General features: G+C 73.0%; 22 protein-coding genes and 2 riboswitches. Of the genes, 4 read left to right on the forward strand and 18 right to left on the reverse strand.

Annotated features, from left to right (window positions below):
* Nucleotides 1–50 precede the first annotated feature (50 nt).
* From ACIHCX_RS01435 to ACIHCX_RS01485, 11 genes are all read right to left on the reverse strand, one after another.
* Nucleotides 51–584 (reverse strand): PH domain-containing protein, encoded by a 534-nt coding sequence (locus ACIHCX_RS01435; protein ID WP_400025501.1) that lies wholly within the window; start codon nt 582–584, stop codon nt 51–53.
* Between the two features lie 54 nt (nt 585–638).
* The gene (locus ACIHCX_RS01440) at nt 639–1,007 is read right to left on the reverse strand and encodes a TetR/AcrR family transcriptional regulator C-terminal domain-containing protein (protein WP_400026569.1); all 369 of its coding nucleotides are present in this window, start codon (nt 1,005–1,007) and stop codon (nt 639–641) included.
* Between the two features lie 33 nt (nt 1,008–1,040).
* Nucleotides 1,041–1,754, reverse strand: coding sequence for a YoaK family protein (locus ACIHCX_RS01445; RefSeq protein WP_400025503.1), 714 nt, complete (start codon nt 1,752–1,754; stop codon nt 1,041–1,043).
* A 95-nt stretch (nt 1,755–1,849) separates the two neighbouring features.
* Nucleotides 1,850–2,266 (reverse strand): transglycosylase SLT domain-containing protein, encoded by a 417-nt coding sequence (locus tag ACIHCX_RS01450; protein ID WP_400025505.1) that lies wholly within the window; start codon nt 2,264–2,266, stop codon nt 1,850–1,852.
* Nucleotides 2,267–2,612: 346 nt separating this feature from the next.
* Complete coding sequence (locus ACIHCX_RS01455) at nt 2,613–3,515, reverse strand: ECF transporter S component (RefSeq protein ID WP_400025507.1); 903 nt, start codon at nt 3,513–3,515, stop codon at nt 2,613–2,615.
* Complete coding sequence (locus ACIHCX_RS01460; protein ID WP_400025508.1) at nt 3,512–5,206, reverse strand: ABC transporter ATP-binding protein; 1,695 nt, start codon at nt 5,204–5,206, stop codon at nt 3,512–3,514. The genes ACIHCX_RS01455 and ACIHCX_RS01460 overlap by 4 nt, the downstream gene beginning before the upstream one ends.
* Nucleotides 5,203–6,339: a CbiQ family ECF transporter T component gene (locus ACIHCX_RS01465; RefSeq protein ID WP_400025510.1), complete on the reverse strand. Its 1,137-nt coding sequence runs from the start codon at nt 6,337–6,339 to the stop codon at nt 5,203–5,205. Before ACIHCX_RS01465 ends, ACIHCX_RS01460 begins: the two co-directional genes overlap by 4 nt.
* The gene (locus ACIHCX_RS01470) at nt 6,332–6,979 is read right to left on the reverse strand and encodes an SCO2322 family protein (RefSeq protein ID WP_400025512.1); all 648 of its coding nucleotides are present in this window, start codon (nt 6,977–6,979) and stop codon (nt 6,332–6,334) included. The genes ACIHCX_RS01465 and ACIHCX_RS01470 overlap by 8 nt, the downstream gene beginning before the upstream one ends.
* Nucleotides 6,976–8,229 carry a prenyltransferase/squalene oxidase repeat-containing protein gene (locus tag ACIHCX_RS01475; protein ID WP_400025513.1) on the reverse strand — a complete coding sequence of 418 codons (1,254 nt, stop codon included), beginning with the start codon at nt 8,227–8,229 and terminating at the stop codon, nt 6,976–6,978. The genes ACIHCX_RS01470 and ACIHCX_RS01475 overlap by 4 nt, the downstream gene beginning before the upstream one ends.
* A gap of 130 nt (nt 8,230–8,359) precedes the next feature.
* Nucleotides 8,360–8,433, reverse strand: a riboswitch (cobalamin riboswitch).
* Between the two features lie 88 nt (nt 8,434–8,521).
* Nucleotides 8,522–8,968, reverse strand: coding sequence for a nuclear transport factor 2 family protein (locus ACIHCX_RS01480; RefSeq protein ID WP_400025515.1), 447 nt, complete (start codon nt 8,966–8,968; stop codon nt 8,522–8,524).
* A gap of 104 nt (nt 8,969–9,072) precedes the next feature.
* Nucleotides 9,073–9,248, forward strand: a riboswitch (TPP riboswitch).
* A 38-nt stretch (nt 9,249–9,286) separates the two neighbouring features.
* Nucleotides 9,287–9,910: a TetR family transcriptional regulator gene (locus tag ACIHCX_RS01485; RefSeq protein ID WP_400025516.1), complete on the reverse strand. Its 624-nt coding sequence runs from the start codon at nt 9,908–9,910 to the stop codon at nt 9,287–9,289.
* Nucleotides 9,911–10,128: 218 nt separating this feature from the next.
* On the opposite strand from ACIHCX_RS01485, the gene ACIHCX_RS01490 reads away from it, so the two are divergent.
* The 4 genes from ACIHCX_RS01490 (at nt 10,129) to ACIHCX_RS01505 (ending at nt 14,137) form a co-directional block, all read left to right on the forward strand.
* Nucleotides 10,129–11,583 (forward strand): glycosyltransferase family 4 protein, encoded by a 1,455-nt coding sequence (locus tag ACIHCX_RS01490; RefSeq protein WP_400025518.1) that lies wholly within the window; start codon nt 10,129–10,131, stop codon nt 11,581–11,583.
* Nucleotides 11,577–12,329 carry a class I SAM-dependent methyltransferase gene (locus ACIHCX_RS01495; protein ID WP_400025520.1) on the forward strand — a complete coding sequence of 251 codons (753 nt, stop codon included), beginning with the start codon at nt 11,577–11,579 and terminating at the stop codon, nt 12,327–12,329. Before ACIHCX_RS01490 ends, ACIHCX_RS01495 begins: the two co-directional genes overlap by 7 nt.
* Nucleotides 12,326–13,399 (forward strand): prenyltransferase/squalene oxidase repeat-containing protein, encoded by a 1,074-nt coding sequence (locus tag ACIHCX_RS01500; protein WP_400025522.1) that lies wholly within the window; start codon nt 12,326–12,328, stop codon nt 13,397–13,399. The genes ACIHCX_RS01495 and ACIHCX_RS01500 overlap by 4 nt, the downstream gene beginning before the upstream one ends.
* Before the next feature lie 174 nt (nt 13,400–13,573).
* Nucleotides 13,574–14,137, forward strand: a complete 564-nt coding sequence (locus tag ACIHCX_RS01505) for a hypothetical protein (protein ID WP_400025524.1) — start codon at nt 13,574–13,576, stop codon at nt 14,135–14,137.
* 115 nt (nt 14,138–14,252) lie between these two features.
* Here the strand turns inward: ACIHCX_RS01505 and ACIHCX_RS01510 are convergent, their stop codons facing one another.
* From ACIHCX_RS01510 to ACIHCX_RS01540, 7 genes are all read right to left on the reverse strand, one after another.
* Nucleotides 14,253–15,029, reverse strand: a complete 777-nt coding sequence (locus ACIHCX_RS01510) for a hypothetical protein (RefSeq protein ID WP_400025525.1) — start codon at nt 15,027–15,029, stop codon at nt 14,253–14,255.
* 157 nt (nt 15,030–15,186) lie between these two features.
* On the reverse strand, nt 15,187–16,164 hold the full coding sequence (locus tag ACIHCX_RS01515; RefSeq protein ID WP_400025527.1) for an N-acetylmuramoyl-L-alanine amidase: 978 nt from the start codon (nt 16,162–16,164) through the stop codon (nt 15,187–15,189).
* A gap of 205 nt (nt 16,165–16,369) precedes the next feature.
* A complete protein-coding gene (locus ACIHCX_RS01520; protein ID WP_400026571.1) occupies nt 16,370–17,821 on the reverse strand; it encodes an amidase in 1,452 nt (483 codons plus the stop codon).
* A 143-nt stretch (nt 17,822–17,964) separates the two neighbouring features.
* Nucleotides 17,965–18,894 (reverse strand): ADP-ribosylglycohydrolase family protein, encoded by a 930-nt coding sequence (locus tag ACIHCX_RS01525; protein WP_400025529.1) that lies wholly within the window; start codon nt 18,892–18,894, stop codon nt 17,965–17,967.
* Nucleotides 18,895–19,056: 162 nt separating this feature from the next.
* Nucleotides 19,057–21,069, reverse strand: coding sequence for a HEAT repeat domain-containing protein (locus ACIHCX_RS01530; RefSeq protein ID WP_400025530.1), 2,013 nt, complete (start codon nt 21,067–21,069; stop codon nt 19,057–19,059).
* A gap of 145 nt (nt 21,070–21,214) precedes the next feature.
* Nucleotides 21,215–21,877: a class I SAM-dependent methyltransferase gene (locus ACIHCX_RS01535; protein WP_400025532.1), complete on the reverse strand. Its 663-nt coding sequence runs from the start codon at nt 21,875–21,877 to the stop codon at nt 21,215–21,217.
* 123 nt (nt 21,878–22,000) lie between these two features.
* The gene (locus ACIHCX_RS01540; protein WP_400025534.1) at nt 22,001–23,740 is read right to left on the reverse strand and encodes an MFS transporter; all 1,740 of its coding nucleotides are present in this window, start codon (nt 23,738–23,740) and stop codon (nt 22,001–22,003) included.
* Nucleotides 23,741–23,941: the final 201 nt, after the last annotated feature.

The raw sequence follows: 23,941 nt of genomic DNA on the forward strand, positions 1-23,941 counted from the left end.
CCGCCTTCACCACGTTCGTGTCGTGGGCGACTGTGGACGCCGGGTGATCGTCACCCGGTGGCCGGTGGGACCGCTCCGCCCCACTGATGGTGCTGCTGCTCCTCTTCCACCGCCGAGTAGATGAGGCTCTGCAGCCCCTCCGGGTCCGGCACGTGCTTCAGTTCGAGCGTCCCGTGCTCCGACCCCGACTGGATGGTCAGCGTCCCTCCGCGCAGGATGCGCTGCCACAGCGTGGCGTTGAACTCCACGTCGTTGACGCGGGTCAGCGGGATGCTGTGCCCCGTCTTCGTCAGGAAGCCCTTGCGCACGGAGATCCGCTTGGTCGTGACGATGTACACCGTGCTGCGCCATATCATCAGCGGCAGCAGCCAGAACCACAGCGAGGCGACCACCGCCAGCCCCAGCACCACGTACCGGGCCACGGTGCCCCAGTCCTTGTCCGACGGACTCACCCACAACAGAGCTGTCGCCACGGCCCAGACGACCGCGAGGACGACGAACGCGCCCACGATCTGGGTCCACTGCTGACGGGTGGCGTGCACCAGCTCCTCGTCATCTGCCAGATGACGGCTCACGTTGACCATGGGCGGAATCCTGGCACATCAAGTGCCGTATGAGTACGGCCCCCTCCTGTGGCCTCAACGCGCGCGCTCGTCGATGAGAGTGGCCAGGCCGTCCAGGATGCGCTGGAGGCCGAACTCCCAGGCCTGATCCTGCTCGCCGGACCGGGCTGCTGACGCGAGCGCCCCGGTGAGCGCGGGAAATTTCTCGCCGTGGGACTGCATCAAGTGACCCAGGACGGTGCCCAGTTGTGCCTCGGGGTCGCCTGTGGGGCCTGCCGCACGGGCCTGTTGGGTGATACCGCGTACGTGACCCACCAGCAGGACGGCCGCGTCCATCCGCTCGGCGCCGCCCAGCCTCGTAGCCTCCAGGGCCGAGACGGCGTGCTCCAGCCAGGACAGCTCCGCGGGCCCGGGATCCGCGGCCCGACGGTGGCGTCCAGTGATGCGGCTGTCGGCGAGGTCCTGGGGTGGGGCGGCTCAGTCGCGTCCCGATGCCACCGCGGCCAGGATGCCCGAGGCCACCGCCGCGATCAGCAGGGGGGTGCCCAGGCCCTGATGCATCACCAGCCAGGAGCCGAAGGCGGCGCCGGCCAGCATGGCGATCACGGAGGCCGTGCGGCGTGGGGAGCGGCGTCCGGTGCCGCCGCCGGCCCGGGAGTCGGCGGCGAGGCCCGTCAACGTCCGGGTGAGGACGGTGGTCGTCAGGTCGGGCACGCCCAGCTTGATGACCGTCGCGTTGCGCAGGCCCATCGCGAAGGCGGTCAGGGCGATGGCGGTGTACGTCATGCCGGCGGTGCCCGGCGCGGTGAACGCCACCACCGCCGACACCCCGACCAGGAGGGCCTCGACGGCGAGGGTCACCTGGGTCAAGGTGCGGCGTGAGCCGCCGCAATAGCGGGCCGTGACCCGGCCACCGCCCAGCGCGCCCGCCAGGAAGCAGGCCACGGACGTGGCGGTGTGCCGCACGGAGAAGCCCGGCGCCCCGGCGGCGGCGAAGCCGAGCACGACCACGTTGCCGGTCATGTTCGCGGTGAAGACGTGCCCGAGCCCGAGGTAGCTGACCGCGTCGATCAGGCCGCTGACCACGGTCAGCCCCAGGAGCACCGCCACCAGACGCAGGCCGCGTGCCTCGGTGTCCTTCGGCGGTGGCTCCTCCGGCGGTGGGTCCCCCGATGGTGGGTCCGTCGTCATGGGGTCAGGAAAGCATCAGCCGCGGGTCCGTGGCAGCCGGACACGGCGGACGCGGCGGAGGCGGCGGGCCGGGGTCACCTGCGGGTGAGGACGGCTCAGTACCAGCCGTGGGCCCGCCAGAACTTCCAGGCGGCGGCCGGGCTGCCGTAGCGGGACTTCATGTAGTGCAGGCCCCACTTGATCTGGGTCCTGGGGTTGGTCCTCCAGTCGGCGCCGGCCGAGGACATCTTGGACGCGGGCAGCGCCTGGACCAGGCCGTAGGCGCCGGAGGAGGCGTTGGTGGCGTGCGGGTTCCAGCCGCTCTCCCGCTCGACGATCTTGCTGAACGCGTGGAACTGCACGGCGTCCGGGATCATCTTTCGTGCGATCGCCTTCGCGTTGCCGCCCGCGTGCAGGGGGGCCGCGTCGGCGGGGGCCGAGGCGAGGGCCAGGCCGGCGGTGGCGGCGGCCACGGCGGCGGTGGTGAGGGCCTTCTTCGGGACGGCGACGGCGCGGATGCAGGAGACGGACACGGAGAACCTCTTACGTCGGGGACGGGGGAATCGCGGGCTGCCGTGCACCACGGGGTGGGTGGCGGGGCGTGCCCTGGGAACCGCCACCCGGTGGGGGCCGGCGCCCGGCGACGCGTACAGACAAGCAGGCGGGAGATCCGTCCGCAAACACCCCCTTTTGCTCGTTGCTGTCGCATTTGTGATGCTCGCTTCGGGTGAGATCCGGATCTCGATGCGCAGGTCAGCCCCGGTGAAAGCGCGTACACCCCAGGCAGGGCGGCCTACGGGCCGACCTCGTAGCTGAGCGGGCTCACGTGGGTGCCCCCACCGGGCGTGTCACGGTCGGCGTGCGGGGCTCACCGACCGGTCACGGCGTCGGCGCGTCGAAGGTGACCGGCGCCTCGAAGGCGGCCCGGCGGGTGGCCCGGCGCAGCGCCCGCAGGACGGCGTGGCCGAGGACGAGCGTCAGGAGCACGGTGACCGCGGCCCGGCCCAGGTCCCAGCCGAGCGAGGTGGCCAGGCAGTACGCCACGAACCGGGCCAGGTTGGCGGGGACGCCCGCGTGCGGGTCGAAGGCGATGGAGGAGGCGAGGGTGCCCATGAAGGGCCAGCCCGCGAGGTTCATGACGGTGCCGTAGGCGAAGGCGGCCAGGAAGCCGTAGAGCGCGAGCAGCAGCAGTTCCGCGCGGCCGCGCAGCCGGTCGGGGCCCGGCAGCAGACCCGCGCCCATGGTGAACCACCCCATGGCCAGCATCTGGAACGGCATCCACGGCCCCACCCCGCCGGTGAGCAGCGCGGAGGCGAACATCGTCACCGAGCCCAGGACGAACCCGAAGCCCGGCCCGAGCACCCGCCCGCTCAGCACCATCAGGAAGAACATGGGCTCGATACCGGCCGTCCCGGCCCCGATCGGGCGCAGCGCGGCCCCCGTCGCGGCCAGCACACCCAGCATGGCGACGGCCTTCGGGCCGAGGCCGGACTCGGAGATCGTCGCGGTGACGACGGCGACGAGCAGGACGAGCAGGCCCGCGAACAGCCAGGGCGCGTCCTGCGCATGCGCGCTGAGCTGCGAGGCGGGCGGGGCGAGGAACGGCCAGCCGAACGCCGCCACCCCGACCGCGCTGACCAGGGCGAGCGCGGCGAGGGACCGGGGGCCGAGGCGGACGGCCCGCACCCGGGCGCCGGCACGGCGCACCCTCGTGTCGGCGGGACGGGTCTTCTCGCCCCCGTGGGCAGGACGGGTCGTCGCGTCGGCGGGGCGGGCCGTCATGCCAGCGCCTCGCGGACCTGGGTGGCGGTGAGCCACCGCTGCGGGGCCAGGATCTTGGTGACCTGCGGGGCGAAGGACGGGGAGGACACCACCACGTCGGCCGTCGGACCGTCGGCGATCACCTCGCCCTCGGCCAGCAGCACGACCCGGTGGGCGAGTTCGGCGGCCAGTTCGACGTCGTGCGTGGCGAGCACGATGGCGTGTCCCTCGGCGGCGAGCGCCCGCAGCAGGGCGACCAGGCGGGTCTTCGCGCCGTAGTCGAGGCCGCGGGTCGGCTCGTCGAGCAGCAGCATGGGCGGGCGGGCGGCGAGCACGACGGCGAGCGCGAGCGCGAGGCGCTGGCCCTCCGACAGGTCGCGGGGGTGGGTGGCGTCGCCGACGCCGGGCAGCAGTGCGCGGACCAGGTCCCGGCAGGTGCCGGGCGCGGCCTGCGCGTCCTGGTCGGCGGCGGCGCACTCGGCGGCGACCGTGTCGGCGTACAGCAGGTCGCGCGGCTCCTGCGGGACCAGCCCCACCCGGCGCACCAGTTCGCGGGGCGTCGTGCGGTGCGGGACCGCGCCGCCGACCCGGACCTGCCCGGCGGACGGCTGGACCAGCCCCACGAGCGAGCCGAGCAGCGTGGACTTCCCGGCGCCGTTGCGGCCCATGAGGGCGACGGTCTCGCCCGGGGCGAAGGCCAGGTCGACGTTCCGCAGCGCCTGGACACCGGCGCGCCGGACACCGAGGGCGTGGACCTCGGCCACGGGCGCGCTCGCCGGGACGGGTTCGGGGGCGGGGCCGCGGCGCAGCCGCCACCGGGGCGTGGGCCGGGGGGACGGGCGGGGCGCCGGGACCGAGGGCGCGGCCGGTGCCGTACCGGAGTACACGGGCTCCCGTCCGTCCAGCCGCTGCCGCAGATCCGCGGCCCGGCGGCGGGCGTCCCGCACCGTCAGCGGCAGCGGGGACCAGCCCGCGAGCCGGCCCAGGTCCACCACCGGCGGGTACACCGGGGAGACGGCCATGACGTCCGCCGGGGCCCCCGACTGCGGGGCGGCGCCCGCGGCGGGCAGCAGGACGACCTGGTCGGCGTACTGGACGACCCGTTCCAGGCGGTGCTCGGCCATGAGGACCGTCGTCCCCAGGTCGTGCACGAGCCGCTGGAGGACGGCGAGGACCTCCTCGGCGGCGGCCGGGTCGAGCGCCGAGGTCGGCTCGTCCAGGACGAGGACCTTCGGGTGCGGGGTGAGGACCGAGCCGATCGCGACCCGCTGCTGCTGGCCGCCGGACAGGGTGGCGATGGGGCGGTCGCGCAGGTCGGCCAGGCCCAGCAGGTCCAGGGTCTCCTCCACGCGCCGCCGCATCACGTCCGGGGCCAGGCCCAGCGACTCCATGCCGTAGGCGAGTTCGTCCTCCACGGTGTCCGTGACGAAGTGCGACAGCGGATCCTGGCCGACGGTGCCGACGACGTCGGCGAGTTCGCGTGGCTTGTGGGTGCGGGTGTCCCGGCCGGCCACGGTGACCCGGCCGCGCAGGGTGCCGCCGGTGAAGTGCGGCACCAGACCGCTGACCGCGCCCAGCACGGTGGACTTGCCGACGCCGGACGGACCGACGAGGAGGACGAGTTCACCCTCGGGCACCTCGAAGTCGACGCCGCGGACGGCGGGTTCCACCGCTCCGTCGTAGGTGACGGAGACATCCTCGAAGCGGATCACGACGGCTCCTTGGGGGCGGGACTGGCGGGTGCGGCGAACGCGGGGGCCAGACCGAGGAGTACGGCGCCGGCGGGCCACAGGGGAAGAGTGGGCGCGACGAGCGGGACCACGCCGGGGTGCAGGGCCTGGGGGTCGCGGGCGGCGGCGAGCGCCAGCAGGGCCGCGACCAGCGCGCCCGACCCGGCGACCAGGAAGGAGCGCGGGTTCCAGGCGTCCGGGCGGTAGCGGGTGCGCGGGGAGCGGCGCCCGCCGAGCCACAGCCCGGCCAGGGCGGCGGCGACCCCGGCGAGCAGCACCGGCAGGCCGTAGGTGCCGCCCTCGGCGGTGAGCAGTCCGTACGTTCCCGCGCAGACGCCCAGCAGACCGCCGAGCGTGAGGGCGGCGGTGGTCCGGCGGACGGCGGGCGCGACCTCGGCGGTACGGCCGTAGCCGCGGGCGTCCATCGCGGCGGCGAGCGCGACGGAACGCTCCAACGCGCCCTCCAGGACCGGCAGTCCGACCTGTACCAGGCCGCGCACGCCCCGGTCGGGGCGGCCCCGCAGCCGGCGGGCGGCCCGCAGGCGCCGACCGTCGGCGACCAGGTGCGGGGCGAAGGTGAGCGCGACGACGACGGCGACCCCGGTCTCGTACAGGGCGCCGGGCAGGGACTTCAGCAGCCGGGCGGGCGCGGCGAGGGCGTTCGCGGCGCCGACGCACACCAGCAGCGTGGCCAGCTTCAGCCCGTCGTACAGGGCGAAGACGACCGCCTCGGCCGTGACCCGGCCGCCCAGGCGGATGCCCTGCGCCCAGTGCGGCAGGGGGACTTCGGGCAGGGAGACGAGCACGTGCGAGCCGGGAATGGGCGAGCCGAGCACGACGGCGAAGACCAGGCGGATGACGAGTACGGCGAGGGCGAGCCGGACGAAGGCGGTGTAGGACCGCGCGGACGGCGTGTTGGGGCGGCAGCTCACCACGACGTAGCCGGAGACCGCCAACAGCAGGCCGAGCAGCAGGGGATTGGTGGTGCGGGTGGCCGCGGTGCCCAGGGCCAGCGCCCACAGCCACCAGGCACCCGCGTGGACACCGGCGGAGCCGCGGGCGGGGGCGCCGCCGGCGCGGCCCGCCCGCCCGCGGTCCCGCACGGCGTCACGCATCCCTGCGCCGCCGCGCCTGCCAGACCGCGGCCGCGGCCACCACGACCACCGCGGCACCCCCCGCGAGGAGACCCACGGACGGCCCCTTGCTCGGCTCGTCCCCGGCCGGCTGCGCGCCGGCGCCCGTGCCCGCGGCCACCTGCTCGCCGCAGCCCTTGCGCGGATAGCCGGCGATGGCGCACAGCAGGGCGTTGGTGTCGTACCGCAGCGGTTTCGCCACCGCGGCCAGGGCCTCGGCCGTGGTCGCGTCGGACGGCACCCGGGCGCACTCCGTGCGCGGCTTCGGCGGGGTCTCACCGGTCGGGGCGTCCGCCTGGACGCCGAAGTCGAGGACGAGCGCCACCCGCTTGCTGTCCTTCCGAGCGGGCGTCTTCGCGCAGATGGCCTCGAAGTCGGCCGTCCCGCGCGGCTTGCTCGCGTCCTGGGAGTCCTCGCTCACGGCGAAGCGCAGGCCCTGTACGTCGCCGTCCGAGGGACGCGCGGTCGACGGGCCCTCGGTGGCGTACACCCACTTCCCGCCGTCGCGGTCCCAGAAGGACCAGTACCGGTAGCCGGTGGCCTGCGCCTGGCCGGCGCCGGCCACCAGCAGCAGCGCGGCGGCGAGCAGCGGTGCGCCGAGCGCCCGGAGCCGGCGGGTCACGGCTGCCCCTGCTTCTTCCGGCCGCTCAGCAGGAAGCCGATGCCGGCGCCCGCGACGAGGAAGACACCGACGGTCCACCAGACGCCGAAGGGGGAGTCGCTCTTCGCGGTGTCCTTGCTGCTCTTGGCGTCCTCGGCATTCTTGGCGTCCTTGCCGGCGGCCTCGGGAGCCGGGCCGGTCGCGTTGAGCCGCTCGACCAGGTCGACACCGCTGAAGTGACGCGGGTCGGCGCCGGCCGCGCGGGCCGCGAAGACCAGCTGGGCGTAGGCGGCGGGGCCGCTCTGCTTCGCCCATGCCTCGGAGTTCTTCTCCAGCCACTTCAGCGGCTTCTGCGCCTGTGCGGGCCCGCTCTGCGCGGCCAGGGCGACGACCGTGTCGGCGGTGTTGCCGACGTCGGGCTGGTCGGAGGCACCGGGAAGGGCGGAGGTGAGGTGACCGTCCTTGGCGACGGCCTGCGCGAGGTAGGAGGCGCCGTTGGCCGCGGCCCGGTCGGGGCCGGGCTTGCCCGCGTCCTCGCAACGGGCCTCGCCGCCCGCGTCCTTGCCCTTGCCGGCCTCGGGGGCCATGCCCTGCCCGAGCGCGGCGACCACGGCGGCCGCGGTGGCGTCCGCGTTGGCGGTGAGCTTGCCCTTCTTGTCGGGCTGGTAGGCGAAGGCGCCGGCCCCGTCACCGGAGCACGGCAGCGCGAAGGCGAGCAGGGCGTCGTAGGGGGACTTGCCGTCCTTGACGACGCTCTCCGGCTTCTGGCCGACGGCGGCGAGCGCGCCGATCACGACCGAGGTCGAGTTGGTGTCGCTGGGCCCGCCGGGCATGTACCCCCAGCCGCCGTCCTTGTTCTGCACGGACTTCAGCCAGGTCACCGCCTTGCCGGTGACCGCGTCGCGGCCGCCGAGCGCGGCGAGGGCCTGTACGGCCGCGGCGGTGCTGTTGGTGTCGACCATCACCTTGGCGTCGCAGGCCCGGCCCGGCTCGGCGCGGAAGGCCGCGAAGGAGCCGTCGGCGCACTGCTGTCCGGCCAGCCAGTCCACGGCCTGGGCGGCGGGCCGCACACCCACGGTGTGCTGCGCGAGCAGCGCCAGGGACTGTCGCCAGACGCCGTCGTACTGGGGGTCGTTGCTGCCGTAGAGCCCCGCCGGGAGGGCCGGCGAGGACGGGGACGGGCCGGCGGACGCGTCAGCGACGGCGGGGGCCGCGCTGCCGATCACGGCGACGGCGGCGGCCAGGGCCGCGGCGCTGCGGCGGAAGTTCATGATCGACGGGTGCCTCTCCCTGCGGGGAGCCGGACAGCACGGGACACCCCGGCGGCTCGGCTCCGTATACCTCGACGGTGCGATGCGCGGGCGGACCTGCCGACGCGCATGAGCCGGTCACGTCCGCTCGGGGCATTCCGGCTCGCCGCCTTCACGGGGCGGCTCACGGCTGCGGGTCAGCGCCGGATTTCCACCGGCTTCCCCCCGAACGGGTGTGATGACGACCCGGTCACTCTACCGGCCTATCGGAAGGGCCCTGAGGGGCGGCCGCGCACGCCGGGGTCCGCCCCTCCTACGCCCGGGGCGTGGGGCCGCCGAAGGGCAGGTGCAGGGTCCGGGACGCCAGCAGCCACCGGCCGTCGGCCCGGCGGAACGTGTCCGTGTAGTGGCCGACCTGGACCGGCGGGCCGGGGGACACCATGCCGCCGTCGTAGCCGTCGACCCGGTAGGTCGTGAAGTACGACGTGGCCTCGGCCGTGTCCGCCGTCGTCGGCGTGACGAGGACGTTGGACATGACGCGGCGCGAGAGCCGGTCCGTGGGACGGGAGGCGAAGTACGCGCGCAGGGCCTCCCGCCCCGCGAAGCGGCGACCGTCGCCCGGCGGCGGCCACTGCCAGACGCCGTCCTCGGTGAACAGGTCGGCCACGGAGGAGGGATCGCCGAGGTCGAGGCGGTGCACGAAGTCGATGATCAGTCGCTCGCAGGCGCGTTCGGCGAGGAAGCGTTCCGAGAGGTCCATGGGCGCTGTCTATCAGCGGCGTCGCGCCGGGGACGATCGAATAAAAAATCTTCCGGTTTGGGGGTTCCATCCGGCTCTGGGGGATTTATTCTGTTAGTGGCCTACGAGGCGAGTGAGGGAGTTCAACCGGAGTAGCCGACTTTGGCGTGACGCTACGGCATCCGCTGAGGCCGACGTCGACGGTAGGGCTGAGAGGCCGGAAGGTAGCAGTCGGACCCGAAGGCGACCTCCATTACCTGATCCGGGTAATACCGGCGAAGGGAACCCGTCTCGTAGGTCCAGCGCGTTCATGGGTCCTACGCGTCCGTCTCGTAGGACCTATGCACGCGCCTTCGGCGGCGCGGTCAGGTCCATCAGCCGGCACGCCGTCTCTATGTCGGCCTTCGCCTGGGCGAGGGAGGCGCGGCCCGAGAGCCAGGTGATCAGGGCCGAGAGCCAGGTGTGCTCGATCACGCGGACCGCGGACAGCTGCTCGGCCGTGGGCTCCTCCAGGCCCGTGGCGTCCAGGATGATCGCGGTGGTCCGGCGGGAGACCTGGTCGACCTCCGGGCTCACGCTGCGGTCCGCGAAGGTCAGCGCGCGGACCATCGCGTCCGCGAGGTGGGGGTCGCGCTGGAGGGCGCCGAAGGCGCGCATCAGGGTCTGGGCCACCCGCTCGGCGGCGCTCTCCCCGGTCGGCGGGTTCTTGCGCAACGTGCCGTGCAGGCGCTCCAGTTGGTCCTGCATCGTGGCGACGAGCAGATGGACCTTGGACGGGAAGTACCGGTAGAGCGTGCCCAGCGCCACCTGCGAGGACTCCGCGACCTCCCGCATCTGCACGGCGTCGAACCCGCCCCGGGCGGCCAGTTGCGCGCTCGCGCGCAGGATGCGGCGGCGGCGGGCCTCCTGCCGCTCGGTGAGGGGCGGTGAGGCCGGCCGGGAGGTACTGGCTCGCGCAGGCATGGGTCCCGTTCCGTGACAGTCGGTGAGGCGGGGACCGGCAGGGGGACCGGACCGCGGGCGGTCGCGCGGGCCGTGGCGCGAATCACCCGATCCCCTGCTCACAGCGTGGCTACCTGCCGGTAGATTCGGAGCCTCCTGAACGATCAAGTCTGAAACTTGTTCTAGATTAGCGTCCCGGCGTAATGTCGCGGGACAGTGCAGTCAGAAGGGGGCCCGGAGTGACCGCTGAGCCCAGTCAGGCGGGGTCCCCGGCGGACCCGGCCGCGGACGGCGAGCGACCGCTCGGCATAGCGCTCCTCACCTACAAGGGGAACCCGTTCTGCGGCGGCCAGGGCGTCTACGTACGCCACCTCTCGCGCGAACTGGTCCGCCTCGGCCACCGGGTCGAGGTGATCGCCGCCCAGCCGTACCCCGTCCTCGACACCCTCGACTTCCCCGACGCCCACGACTCCCTCGGCGGCACCGCCGGCGACGGCCACGACGACCGGCTGCGCCTGACCGAACTGCCGAGCCTGGACCTCTACCGGCAGCCGGACCCCTTCCGCACCCCCGGGCGCGACGAGTACCGCGACTGGATCGATGCGCTGGAGGTCGCCACCATGTGGGCCGGCGGCTTCCCCGAGCCGCTGACCTTCTCGCTGCGTGCCCGCCGCCATCTGCGCGCCCGGCGCGGGGACTTCGACATCGTCCACGACAACCAGACCCTGGGATACGGGCTGCTGGGGGACGTCGGCGCGCCGCTGGTCACCACCATCCACCACCCCATCACCGTGGACCGGAAGTTGGAGCTGGACACCGCCGAGGGATGGCAGCGGCGCTGGTCCGTACGGCGCTGGTACGCCTTCACCCGCATGCAGAAGCGCGTCGCCCGCCGGCTGCCCTCCGTGCTCACCGTCTCCGGCACCTCCCGCCAGGAGATCGTCGACCACCTCGGGGTGCGCCGGGACCGCGTCCACGTCGTGCACATCGGCGCCGACACCGACCTGTTCTCACCCGACCCGGCCGTGCCGCGGGTGCCCGGCCGGATCGTGACCACCTCCAGCGCGGACGTGCCGCTCAAGGGGCTGGTGTTCCTCGTCGAGGCGCTGGCGAAGGTGCGCGCCGAGCACCCCGCGGCCCACCTCGTCGTCGTCGGCAAGCGGCCCGAGCAGGGCCCGGTCGCGCAGGCGGTCGAACGCTACGGCCTCGAAGGCGCCGTCGAGTTCGTCAAGGGGATCTCGGACGACGAACTGGTCGACCTGGTCCGCTCGGCCGAGGTCGCGTGCGTGCCGTCGCTGTACGAGGGCTTCTCCCTGCCCGCCGCCGAGGCCATGGCCGCGGGCACCCCGCTGGTCGCCACGACCGGGGGCGCCGTCCCCGAGGTCGCGGGACGCGACGGCGAGACCTGCCTGGCCGTACCGCCGGGCGACGCCGGGGCGCTGGCCGCGGCGCTCAGCCGGATGCTGGCCGACCCGGACCTGCGGACGCGGCTGGGCCGGGCCGGGCGCGAGCGGGTCCTGCGGCACTTCACCTGGGCCCGCGCCGCCGAGGGGACCGTGGCCCGGTACCGCGAGGCCCTCGCCCGCTCCCGCGCGGGCACCCCCGCCACGGCCCCCGGCCGGCGCGCGGGCACCCCGGGCGCCACCCCCGCGACCGACGCCGATCTCAACCGCGAAAGCAGGGCCACGTGCTGACCGTCGACTTCTCCCGGTTCCCGCTCGCCCCGGGCGACCGGGTCCTGGACCTCGGGTGCGGTGCCGGCCGGCACGCGTTCGAGTGCTACCGGCGCGGAGCCCGGGTCGTGGCGCTGGACCGCAACGGCGAGGAGATCCGCGAGGTCGCCCAGTGGTTCGCCGCGATGAAGGAGGCCGGGGAGGCTCCGGAAGGCGCGACCGCGACCGCCATGGAGGGCGACGCGCTGGCGCTGCCCTTCCCCGACGAGTCCTTCGACGTCGTCATCATCTCCGAGGTGATGGAGCACATCCCCGACGACAAGGGCGTCCTCGCCGAGATGGTCCGGGTGCTGCGGCCCGGCGGGCGGATCGCGGTCACCGTGCCGCGCTACGGCCCCGAGAAGGTCTGCTGGGCCCTGTCCGACGCCTACCACGAGGTGGAGGGCGGCCACATCCGCATCTACAAGGCCGGCGAACTCCTCGCCAGGATGCGCGAGGCGGGCCTGAAGCCCTACGGCACCCACCACGCGCACGCGCTGCACTCGCCGTACTGGTGGCTGAAGTGCGCGTTCGGCGTCGACAACGACCAGGTGCTGCCGGTGCGCGCGTACCACAAGCTGCTGGTCTGGGACATCATGAAGAAGCCGCTGGCCACCCGGGTGGCCGAGCAGGCGCTGAACCCGCTGATCGGCAAGAGCTTCGTCGCGTACGCGACCAAGCCGCACCTGCCCGCCGCGGCCGGGCACGCCGAGGCGGCCGCCACATGACCACTCCCCGGACAGAACACCTCGTCCTGCCCGGGGTCCTCACCGCGGGGCAGGCCGCCGCGACCGTGCGCGGCATACTCGCCGCCCAGCGGGAGGACGGCGCGATCCCGTGGTTCCGCGGCCACCACCTCGACCCGTGGGACCACGTCGAGGCGGCGATGGCGCTGGACGCGGCCGGCGAGCACGAAGCCGCCGAGCGGGCCTACGCGTGGCTGGCCCGCCACCAACTCGACGACGGCTCCTGGTACGCCGCCTACACCGACGGGGCGCACGACGACGTCGCCGACCGCCGCCGGGAGACCAACTTCGTCGCCTACACGGCCGTAGGGGTCTGGCACCACTACCTCTCCACCGGCGACGACACCTTCCTGGACCGCATGTGGCCCGTCGTGTACGCGGCGATCGAGTTCGTGCTGCGCCTCCAGCAGCCCGGCGGGCAGATCGGCTGGAAGCGGGAGGACGACGGCACGGACACCGCGGACGCGCTGCTGACCGGGTGCTCCTCGGTCCACCACGCGCTGTGCTGTGCCCTCGCCATCGCGGAGCAGCGTGAAGAGCCGCAACCGGACTGGGAGTTGGCCGTCGGTACACTCCGGCACGCGATCCGCGCGCACCCCGAGCGGTTCCTGGACAAGGACCGCTACTCCATGGACTGGTACTACCCGGTGCTCGGCGGCGCGCTGACCGGCGCGGAGGCCAAGGCGCGCATAGCGGAGGGCTGGGACCGCTTCGTGGTGCCCGGACTCGGGGTGCGCTGCGTCGTCCCCAACCCGTGGGTGACGGGCGGGGAGTCGGCCGAACTCGCCCTGACCCTCTGGGCGGTGGGCGAGTCCGACCACGCCCTGGCCGTGCTCCAGTCCATCCAGCACCTGCGCGATGCGGACAGCGGCCTGTACTGGACGGGCTACGTCTTCGAGGACGACGCCGTGTGGCCCCGCGAACTGACCACGTGGACCGCCGGCTCCCTCCTCCTCGCCGTGGCCGCGCTCGGCGGCCACGAGGCCACCTGCACGGTCTTCGCGGCGGGCGAACGCCTGCCGCGGGGCCTGGAGACGGACTGCTGCGCCTGACGCCTCACCGGCGTCCGGCCCGCCGGCTTTGCCCACGGCCCGGAATCACGCCGCACACCCGGACCGCGTACGGGGAGTGACCCGGAGGGTACCTCCGGTGCACTGTTTCGGCGCGGCCACCCTGGATCACCCGGACCTCCCAAGTACCCGGAGCTACATGTTCGGGAGGACATCGTGCCCGTACCGATACGGCGCCTCGCACTGGCGCTGACGCTCTGCTGCGCCCTGCTCGCCGGTTCCACCGGGTGGGCCGTGGGCCAGAGCACTCCGCAACACAGTCCGACGGTCGCCGTGGCGGCGGCCACGCCCCACCCCACCACGCCGGCGCAGAGGCAGCACTTCGCCAAGACCCGGTTCGTGGCGAACGCGGCCCTCGCGGCCGGGGCCACCTACGAGTGGATCGTGAAGCCGTACAAGCAGGGCAAGTTCAAGAGGGGCGCTCCGCACCGCAGGGGCACCCTCATCAAGGCGGCACTCGCGGGCGCCTTCACGTACAACCGGCTCAGGGCCGCCGTGCGCAACGCCCAGGGAGACCCCCTGCTGTCGAAGGCACTCGCCCCGCTCAACAAGGCCATCCACGACCTGCGGGCCCTGCCCAACAAGCTCCGCCACGGTGACACCTCGGCGGTCGGCAACTACAACGACATCATCAACAAGGTGAAGGGCGCCGGGAGCAGCGCGGGCGCGCCGGTCCACAACAAGGTGCCGACCCACTCGCAGCTCATCCACGGCTCCTAGGAGCCGTCCCGGGCTGTTCACCGACGGCCTGCCGGGTCCAGACCTCGCGTGCGGCACGGCAACGGCCCCCCGCCCGTGAGGGCGAGGGGCCGCGAGGCCGGTCCGGCCGGCCGGATCAGCCGCGCTGGATGTTGGAGGCGTCCTGGAGGACACCGCGGCGGCCGTCCTGCATCTCCGCCAGCAGGCCCTGACCGCGCTGCTCCACCGCCAGGTACCAGACGCCCGGTGCCAGTTCCGCGATCGGCGCGGGGGAGCCGTCCTCCGCGAACAGCGGACGCGGCGCCGGCACGGCGAACCAGAACGGCGAGAAGGCGGCGCCACCGGCCGCGGGCTGCTGCCCCTGCGGGGCGGCCTGCTGCGGCTGACCGCCGCCGAACGGCTGGTTCTGCTGCGGCTGCCCGGCGAACGGCTGCTGCGCGCCCGGGTAGCCGTACCCGCCCTGCGGCTGCGCGCCGTAGGGCTGCGGCGCGGCGGCCGGTGCGGGGGCGGGCATCAGGGCGGCCTGGAGGGCCGGGACCAGCGGAGTCGCGACGGCGCCCGCGGCCAGGACGAGGGCCGCGATGAAGCCGAGGATCAGGCCGGAGCCGGCGCCGACCTGGGGGGCGTCCACCAGGTTCCAGAACATGATCCATGCCACCAGGACCGTGAACGCCACTCCCGCCGCGCCCAGGTCCAGGCCCGCGACCTTGCGGGGCTGCGGCAGGCACCGGTTGACGACGACCAGTACGGCGCCGATCACTCCGCCCATGTAGACGCCGAGTCCCAGACCGAGCGAGTCCCAGGCGTTGCTGGCGAGGTAGCTCGAGTAGGTGTGGAGGAACGACGCGATGAACAGCAACACCGCTGCTCCGATCACCACGCCGTCGCCCCGAGTGAGGGAGCGGATATTCACGTCAGGTCCTTCGTAGGTCGTCGTCTCGTCGTCGGAGGAGGCGTCGCTGTCACCACTCGCCGTCGGGCCGTGATGCGAAGCGCGGGGGTGGCGCCTCATCATACGGATGACACTATCGTCCGTACGGCCGGGATGTCCGCCGGGATGAGTGCGCTGATCACGACCCGCGCAGGAAACTCACGATTCCCTCAGAGATCCCCTCGGCCGCCTTCTGCCGCCAGTCAGCGCTGGTGAGCGATGCCGCGTCCTTGCTGTCGCGCATGTTGCCGCACTCGATGAAGACCTTGGGAACCGTTGACAGATTGAGACCACCCAGGTCCTTCCGTGTGACGAGACCGGTTCCGCCGCCGAGGTAGTTGGACGGCGCCTCACCCGTGACCCGCACGAAGTTGCCGGCGATGCGCTCGCCCAGATCGCGGGAGGCGGCGACGATCGGGCGGGTGTCGGCGGTGCCGGCGTGCACGGCCCCCGGGAGGATGACGTGGAAGCCGCGGTCGCCGGGCGCCGCGCCGTCGGCGTGGATCGACACGACGGCGTCCGCGTGCGCGTCGTTGCCGATCCGGGCGCGCTCGTCGACGCAGGGTCCCCAGGCCGGTGAGTCGCCGTCGTGGGTCAGTTTCACCGTGGCGCCCTCCGCCTCGAGCAGCGCGCGCAGCCGGTGGGCCACGTCCAGCGTGAACCGGGCCTCGGCGTATCCGGCGTTGGTGGACGTGCCGGTGGTGTCGCACTCCTTGCGGTTGGTGCCTATGTCGACCGGGCGGTTGATCTCGGCCGTGTGCCGGAAGTTGCCCGGGTTGTGGCCCGGGTCGATGACGACGACCTTGCCCTTGAGCGGGCCGGAGGCGGCAGGCGCGGAGGCGGAGGGCGTCCGTGCGGGGGACCGGCCGGCTCCCTTGCCGGCCTGGCCGGGGTGGGAGGGCAGGGCCGGCTCCTCGGACGCCGAGGGGGATCCGGTCGCCGACGGCGGGGCCGCCGTGTCCGGACCGCCGCCCGGCTCGCCCACCGCCTCGTACACCAGCCAGCCCAGCAGCGCACCGGGCACCAGCGCCGCGAGGGAGACGGTCAGCAGCCCCCGCCGGAAACGACGGGGGCGCTCGGACTGCGGGACATCGAAACCGGGGCCTTGGTACGACACGCCTGCCACCCTAGCGGCCGCCCATGGAGTCCATAGGGCCCCTGGCGGGCCGGTGGGAGCCACCGGCGCGGTGGACGCCGGTCGTGGCCGGCCGGCGCCGTCCGTCGATTCCGCTGATCTCCCCATCGACCTGCACCCACAGTGCGGAGGCAGCAGCTGGGTGTGATCCGCACCTCGCCCTCGACGGACACCCAGGTAGTACTCCCTACTTCGGTGCCTGGAAGCCGCCGATCTTCTGCTCGAGCAGTTCGGCCAGCCGCAGCGGGGTGCGGTCCTCGAACATCGGACCGATGAGCTGCACTCCCACCGGCAGACCCTCGGGCGACCGGCCCGCTGGTACAGCGGTGGCGGGGAGACCGGGCATGGTGGCCAGACCGGCCCAGACGAGCTGGTCGAAGTACGGGTACTCGACGCCGTCGATGTCGATCCGACGTTCCATCAGGTCGGGGTTGTGGTCGTGCGGGAACGCGGGAGTGGGTGTGATGGGACACACCACGGCGTCGAACTCGGTGAAGAACTGCCGCCAGCCATGGCGGTGGCGCTCGTGAAGGCTGTTCGCCTCGATCCAGTCGCGGTGGCTGAGCACCATGCCGCGCAGCCGCGCCGCATCGAGACTCTGGTCGTCCGCCCTCAGTCCGGCGGCGCGGGCCTGCAGCTGCTCGTAGGCTTCGACGGGAAAACGTGCGACGGAGCCCGAAAACAGGAACTTCGTGTAGAGCACCGCGGCTTCGGCCAGATCGGGCAGCAGCGGACTGTCCCGCTCGACGCGAGCACCGGCGTCGACAAGCGCGTCGGCCACCCGGCCCACGCCCGCCCGCACGGCGGACCCGGTCGGAAGGAGCGGATGCTCGTCGAGGACCAGGACCCGGAAGTCGCGGAGCCGTTCGTGGCGCGCGGGCGGCAGCGTCAGGTGGTACGCCACACCGAGCGTCAGCGGATCCGGTCCGGCCATGACGTCGAGCAGGAGCGTGAGGTCGCGAGCGGTGCGCGCCATCGGACCGACGACGGCGAGGTCGTGCTCGACCGGCAGGGCCGGCCCGGGCGGCGGGACCATGCCGCGGCTCGCCGCCAGCCCGAGTGTCGGCTTGTGCGCGTAAATGCCGCAGAAATGCGCGGGGGTGCGCAACGAACCGGCGAGGTCGGAGCCGATGGACAGCGCGCCGAATCCGGACGCCAGGGCCGCCGCCGAGCCGCCGGAGGAGCCGCCCGACGTACGACGGTGGTCCCACGGGTTGTTGGTGGTGCCGTAGATCTCGTTGAAGGTCTGTATGTCCTGCAGCCCCACGGGCACATTGGTCTTGCCGAGCACCACCGCGCCGGCGGCCTTGAGCCGCGACACCTGCACCGCGTCCTTTGCCGGCACGAAGTTCCGGTGCGGCGGCATACCCCAGGTCGTGGGCAGCCCCGCAATGTCGTACGACTCCTTGACCGTCACCGGAATGCCCAGCAGCGGCCGGTCCTCACCGCGGGCACGCGCCCGGTCGGCATCGCGCGCGGCGGCCCGTGCACGGTCGAAGTCCGGCACACAGATCGCGTTGATCGCCTCGTCGTCCCGTTCCATACGGGCGATCGCCTCGTCGGTCAGTTCCGCCGAGGTCACTTCACCGGCACGCAAGGCAGCCGCGAGTTGTTCGGCCGTCGGAAAATTCCACTCCATGAATGCGACCGTATGGGCCTGCGGAAATGGGCACGAAATGCCATTTCGCACAACGGTGTGGATCTCCCCCTACTCATCTGCCTGGCGGTCCTCGACCCGATCGTCGTAGTGCACCGCGCGCGGCGTCTGGAGCAGCCGTTGGTCTAGGAGTGGTGTCCGTGCAGCCAAGCGGGCAGGGGCTCTGTGCGGTTGCGCCAGGGGGCGGGGATGCCCTCGGTGCCGACGCGGGAGGCGACGATGCCGCCGACGATCGCGCAGGTGGTGTCGACGTCTCCACCGGCTGAGGCAGTGGCCCACAGGGCAGTCGCGTAATCGGTCGGATTCCGGGCGGCGCACCAGAGAGTGAAGGGGACCGTGTCGACGGCGCTGACCTGGCGTCCGTTGCCGAGATGATGGGCGGCGAGCTCGACGTAAGGCTGGTCCAGGAGTGTACGGGCCTCGACGATGCCGTCGCGTACCCGGCTGGGCGGGACAAGGTCCAAAACGGTGGTGAGCAGGTCCGTGCCGGTCACGGGTTCGGTGCGGCGGTGCGCGGCGCGGCTGGCGGCGACGGCGACCGCGACGGCCCCGGCGACGGCCTCGGAGTGGGTGTGGGTCACCTCGGCGGACAGGGCAGCCTGCCGGGCCGCGTGTTCCGGGTCGCCCGGGTAGCGGGCGCCGAGAGGGGCGACGCGCATCGCTGCCCCGTTGCCCCAGGAGCCCTGCCCGTCGAACAGTCCGGCCGCGAGTTCGCGCCAGTTGCCGCCCTGGCGGACCAGGCGCAGCAGGCGGTTCATCCCGGGACCGTAGCCGCGGTCGAAGTCGTGCCGTTCGGCGAAGGAACGGGCGAGTTCATCCTGGTCCACCTCGCCTCGCCGCACGACGAGTTGGTGGACGGAGCAGGCCATCTCCGTGTCGTCGGTCCACGGCCAGGGCGCGTCAGGCAGTTGCCGGGCACGCAGAGCGGGGAGGTTGTCGGGGACGAAGAACTGGGCTCCGAAGGCGTCGCCGACGGCCAGGCCGTTCAAGGCGTCGCGGGCGGTGGCGATGGGATCGATCGGAGAACTGTCGAAGGAGTCGGAGTGGGAGGTCATTGCCGGACATCCTGCCAATCCCGGCCCATGCCGGCCACTGGTTTCATCGCGTGGAGAACGACACCTGCGGGACCGCCGGTCGCGTCGGGGACGGTGGAAGCCACGGAGGGACCGTGTCGAGGCGCGCACATCGCCGTCGCCCCTGTCGGCCCCCCCGGCTGATCAGGTCGTGACCGATGGCTGCCGGTCCAGGAGGTGGTGCATCACGTGCTCCGGGATGGCCGGGTTGGCGGCCGCGGACATGGCGGTGGTGGCGTCGTGGAGCAGGCTGGTCAGCGTGCGTGTGGTCAAGCGCGGGTCGCGCGCTGCCGCTTCTCTGATGGTCCAGTCGGGGTCGTCGAGGAGACGGATCACCGAGGCCGGCGTGAGGCGCGGGTCGCGAAGGGCCCGCCGGCGCACACCGCGGTCGGGGTCACGGCTGAACCTCTCGACGAGGTCCGCCGTGGCGCCGGGGTCTTCGAGGGCGAGTCGGCGCATGCCGGCAACGGGGTTGTCGGCGTACTGCAGGGTGCTCTTACGAGGGAAGTTGGGGTGTTCCGGGAAGCGGGCGGCTGAGTAGCCGTCCCACGTCCGGCACATCTCGAGCAGAACCTCGGCGGGTGCCTGGGCGCAGTTCTCGGCGAGGAACAGGCGCACGAGCCAGTCCTCGTCGCGTGCCAGGCGTTCGACGACGTCGGGCGGGAGGTTCTTCGCGCAGGCGACGCTGCGGCGGACGAGCAGGTGGGACGAGGAGGCGCAGCGCCGCATGGCCTCTTCGTCGTCCTGCAGAGCCCGCACCCACGGGAGCGGACTGCACCGTGCCTTCGGGTCGATCTCCACGGGGACGCGCGCACGTTCCTCCTCGGTGAGGTCCGGGCGCACCGACACCGTCCCCCGGACGGCCGGGTCCAGGTCCTGACCGAGTTCAGCGACCAGGTGCGGCGCGAGGTCCGGGTTTTCGGCGGCCGCGCGGCGCAACTCCCGGTCCGGGCTGTGCGCGAGAGCGTGGCCCAGTTCGTCGGAGAGCAGGCATTCCCGTGCGGCGCGGCGGCGTTGCTCGTCGTCCGGCAGAGCCGCGAACACCGAGACCGGCATTGGCGCGGTGGTGTGGGCAAGCAGGATCGCTTCGGTCCGCACCTCGGGGTCCGGGTCAGCCATCAGCGACGTGCGGGTGTCCGGTTCCAGGTGCGGCCAGGCTCGCGGGCAGGCGGCGCGGCGTACGGCGGGTTCTTGGTCAGCCGCGAGCGTCACCAGGTGCCGGGCGGGCAGGTCGCGGTGGAGTGCGACCTCGGCTCTCACCTTCGCGCTGGGATCGGCAACGAGTTGCGCGAACGTGGCCTCGGTCAGCGGCGAGCTTCCGTCCACCGCACAGGTGGTGAAGATCCATCGCAACCCGGGTTCTTCTTCAGTGAAGAGCCGTTCTCGCTGCTCGGCCGTGAGCGTCCAGCGCTCTGCGAGCTGCTTGCGGATGCGTGGCTCGGGATGGGAGATCCACGCGTCGACGACTTCGTCAGGCAGTTCACGGGTGATCAGCCAACCGGCGCCGTGGAGTGGTTCGCCTGCTGCGACATCGAGCAGCCGCAGCAGTACCGAGGCGGGTGCGGCCGGGTTGCGGGCCAGCCCGTCTCGCCATGGCGACCGGAGGCGTTGTGACGCGGTCTTCCAACGCAGTACGGCACCCCACCCGGACTCGCGCTCCTGCGGGGTCTCCTGGGCGCGGGACCGGGCACAGGACTCGACCCACGCGTGGAAGCGGTCGACGGCGATCAGCCAGACCTCGTACTCCTCACTGGTCGCGCCCAGCACGCTCTCGCCGTCCAACGACATGGCGACGAACTCAGGTTGCCCCCGGCGCGGACCGAGCACCCCGGTCAGGTCCCACTGCTCGGCCAGGCGTACGCGCGTCCAGTAATTGCGCCAGGGGGACTGGCAGCCGTGCCCGGCGACGTTGATCAGGAACTCACCGTTGCCGTCGATCACGCTGTGTTCGACGGCCAGGCGATGCCACTGCCGGTTCAGTTCGGCCACCTGATCCGGCCGGTCGTCCCGCACGGCCACCGTCGGTACCGCGTTCCCGGAGATCACCGGACGCCAGGCCACCGCTGCGGGGCGTGCGTCGTTCACCCTTCCGTGCCCGACCACTTCGAGCCCCGCTCGCTCCAGCAGCTCGCGCAGTTCACTGCCCCCGCCCGTCATGAGCGCCATCCTCCTGGCCGCCCTCGCGGCAGTCCACCGAGATTAGCGATCACGGTCCGACGGCAGTGGTCTGCGTGCACAAAGGTGGCCGCGCGGGACGGACGAGTCCGCCGCAATTGGTGCGGCGTCCGCACTGCGCGCGACTTTAAAGGCGGTTGCGGGCGGGTGCGTCCGTTCGGCGCAGGACGCGTAGTGATCCGGTCGACGGCAGTTCGGTGAACTCGCCCGATTCCAGGGCCCGGAGGTAGACGCGGTACGGGGCCTGTCCGGTGAACTCGTCCACCGGGTCGGGGAACACGTCGTGGATGACCAGCAGCCCGCCCTCGGCCAGGTGCGGTGCCCATCCCTCGTAGTCGGCGCCGGCGTGTTCGTCGGTGTGGCCGCCGTCGACGAAGACGAGGCCGAGCGGGGTGTTCCACAGGGCGGCGATCTGCGGCGAGCGGCCGACGAGTGCCACGACGTGGTCCTCAAGACCCGCCCGGTGCAGGGTCCTGCGGAACGTGGGGAGCGTGTCCATCAGCCCGATCTCGGGGTCGACCGTCTCCGGGTCGTGGTACTCCCAGCCGGGCTGCTGCTCCTCGCTGCCGCGGTGGTGGTCCACGGTGAGGGCGGTGACCCCGGCCCGCCGGGCCGCGTCGGCGAGCAGGATCGTCGAGCGCCCGCAGTACGTGCCGACCTCCAGCAGCGGCAGCCCGAGCTGCCCGGCCGTCACGGCCGCCGCGTACAGCGCCAGCCCCTCGTCGGTGGGCATGAACCCCTTCGCTGCCTCGAACGCGGCGAGGATCTCTGGCTCGGGTGCCGCGGGCATGGGGGTCCTTCCGGTCGTGCGTCTCGGTCGTGCGTCCGTTCAGGCCGCCATGGTGCCGCACCCCCGGTCGCGGGGCGACAGGGGGTGCGGTGGCGTGCGTGTCAGGCGTACGTCGCGCGGAGGTCAGGCGGTGACCGACTCGCCCGGCAGGGACAGGTCCAGGTCGACCGGGCGGTCCTCGCCGTGGTGGGCCGCCGCGCTGGCGTGCGGGCCGTGTCCGGCGGCGCGGGCGGCCAGGACGTACGGGCCCTGGGAGGGGACCGTGAGGGCGTAGCTGCCGTCCTCGGCGGAGAGCGTGGCGCCCGCCTGGCGGCCGTGCCGGTCGATCAGCGTGACCTTGGCGCGGGCGACCGGGGCGCCGCCGGCGTCCAGGACCCGGCCGCGGAAACCGCGCAGGACCGCCTCGGCCCTCGCCAGGTTGGCGTCCTCCTCGCTGCTCGCGCGCAGCCGCAGTCCCGTCGGGGGGTTCGGCCGGGGCAGGCACAGGGCCAGCACCAGGCCCACGACGACGGCGGCCGTGGCGATCAGGAAGGAGACGCGGAAACCGTGCATGGTGGGTACCGCGACGCCGCCGCTGTGGTGCGCGGTGTTGGCGAGCACCATGCCGATCACGGCGCTGGACACCGAGGTGCCGATGGACCGCATCAGGGTGTTGAGACCGTTGGCCGCGCCCGTCTCGGACGCCGGGACCGCGCCGACGATCAGCGCGGGCAGCGAGGAGTACGCCAGTCCGATGCCCGCGCCCAGGACCACCGAGACGACGACGGTCTGCCAGGCCGCGTTCATCAGGCCGAGGCCGGCGGCGTACCCGACCGCGATGACCAGCAGGCCGATGATCAGGGTGACCTTCGGGCCGTAGCGGGCGGACAGACGGGCGTAGACCGGCGCGGTGAACATCATGGTCAGGCCCAGCGGGGCCACGCACAGACCGGCGACGACCATCGACTGCCCGAGCCCGTAACCGGTGGCGGTGGGCAGCTGGAGCAGCTGGGGCAGGACGAGGGAGACGACGTAGAAGCTGACGCCGACCATGATCGAGGCCAGGTTGGTCAGCAGCACCTCGCGGCGGGCGGTGGTGCGCAGGTCGACCAGCGGGGCCGCGATCCGCAGCTCCATCAGGCCCCACAGCAGCAGGACGGCGACGGCCGACGCGAACAGGCCGAGCGTGGTGGGCGACGACCAGCCCCAGTCGCTGCCCTTGGTGACGGGCAGCAGGAGCAGGACCAGGCCGCCGGACAGGCCCAGCGCGCCCGGCAGGTCGAAGGAGCCCTGGGCGCGCGTCGGGGACTCCGGCACGACGAGGAGGGTGAGGCCGATGGCGAGGGCGCCGAGGCCGGCGGCGCCGTAGAAGAGGGTGTGCCAGTCGGTGTGCTGGGCGACCATGGCCGCGGCGGGCAGGGCGAGACCGCCGCCGACGCCGATCGAGGAACTCATCAGCGCCATGGCGGAGCCGAGCCGCTCGCGCGGCAGCATGTCCCGCATCAGGCCGATGCCGAGCGGGATCGCGCCCATCGCGAAGCCCTGGAGCGTGCGGCCCACGATCATGGGCACAAGGGCGGAGGTGAACGCGCTGACCAGCGCGCCGACCACCATCACGGCCAGGCTGGCGATCAGCATGCGGCGCTTGCCGTACAGGTCGCCGAGGCGGCCCATGATCGGCGTGGCCACCGCGCCGGACAGGAGGGTTGAGGTCAGAACCCAGGTGGCGTCGCTGGGCGAGGTGTCCAGCAGTTGCGGCAGGTCCTTGATGACCGGGACGAGCAGGGTCTGCATCACCGCGACTGCGATCCCCGCGAAGGCGAGCACCGGGACGACGGTCCCGCTCGCGCTCCGTTCGGGCCGTCCGGTCGTCGTGAGCGTCATCGAGTGGGGCCTCCGGGCCGTGAGGGGTGGAGCAGGCGGTCATCCGTGCGGAACGGGCGCCGGGTGAACCCCGTAGACCCAGGCAACTATTCCGATGCTTTGGCGTACTAACGAATTCTTGACCGTTCCGTGAGGATCTGAACGGCTGTCAGAACGCATGCGGACCTGGAGGGTGGGGGTGGCGGTGGTCCGGCGGTCGTG

The organism is Streptomyces sp. NPDC052043 (assembly GCF_044548235.1).
GTDB lineage: Bacteria > Actinomycetota > Actinomycetes > Streptomycetales > Streptomycetaceae > Streptomyces.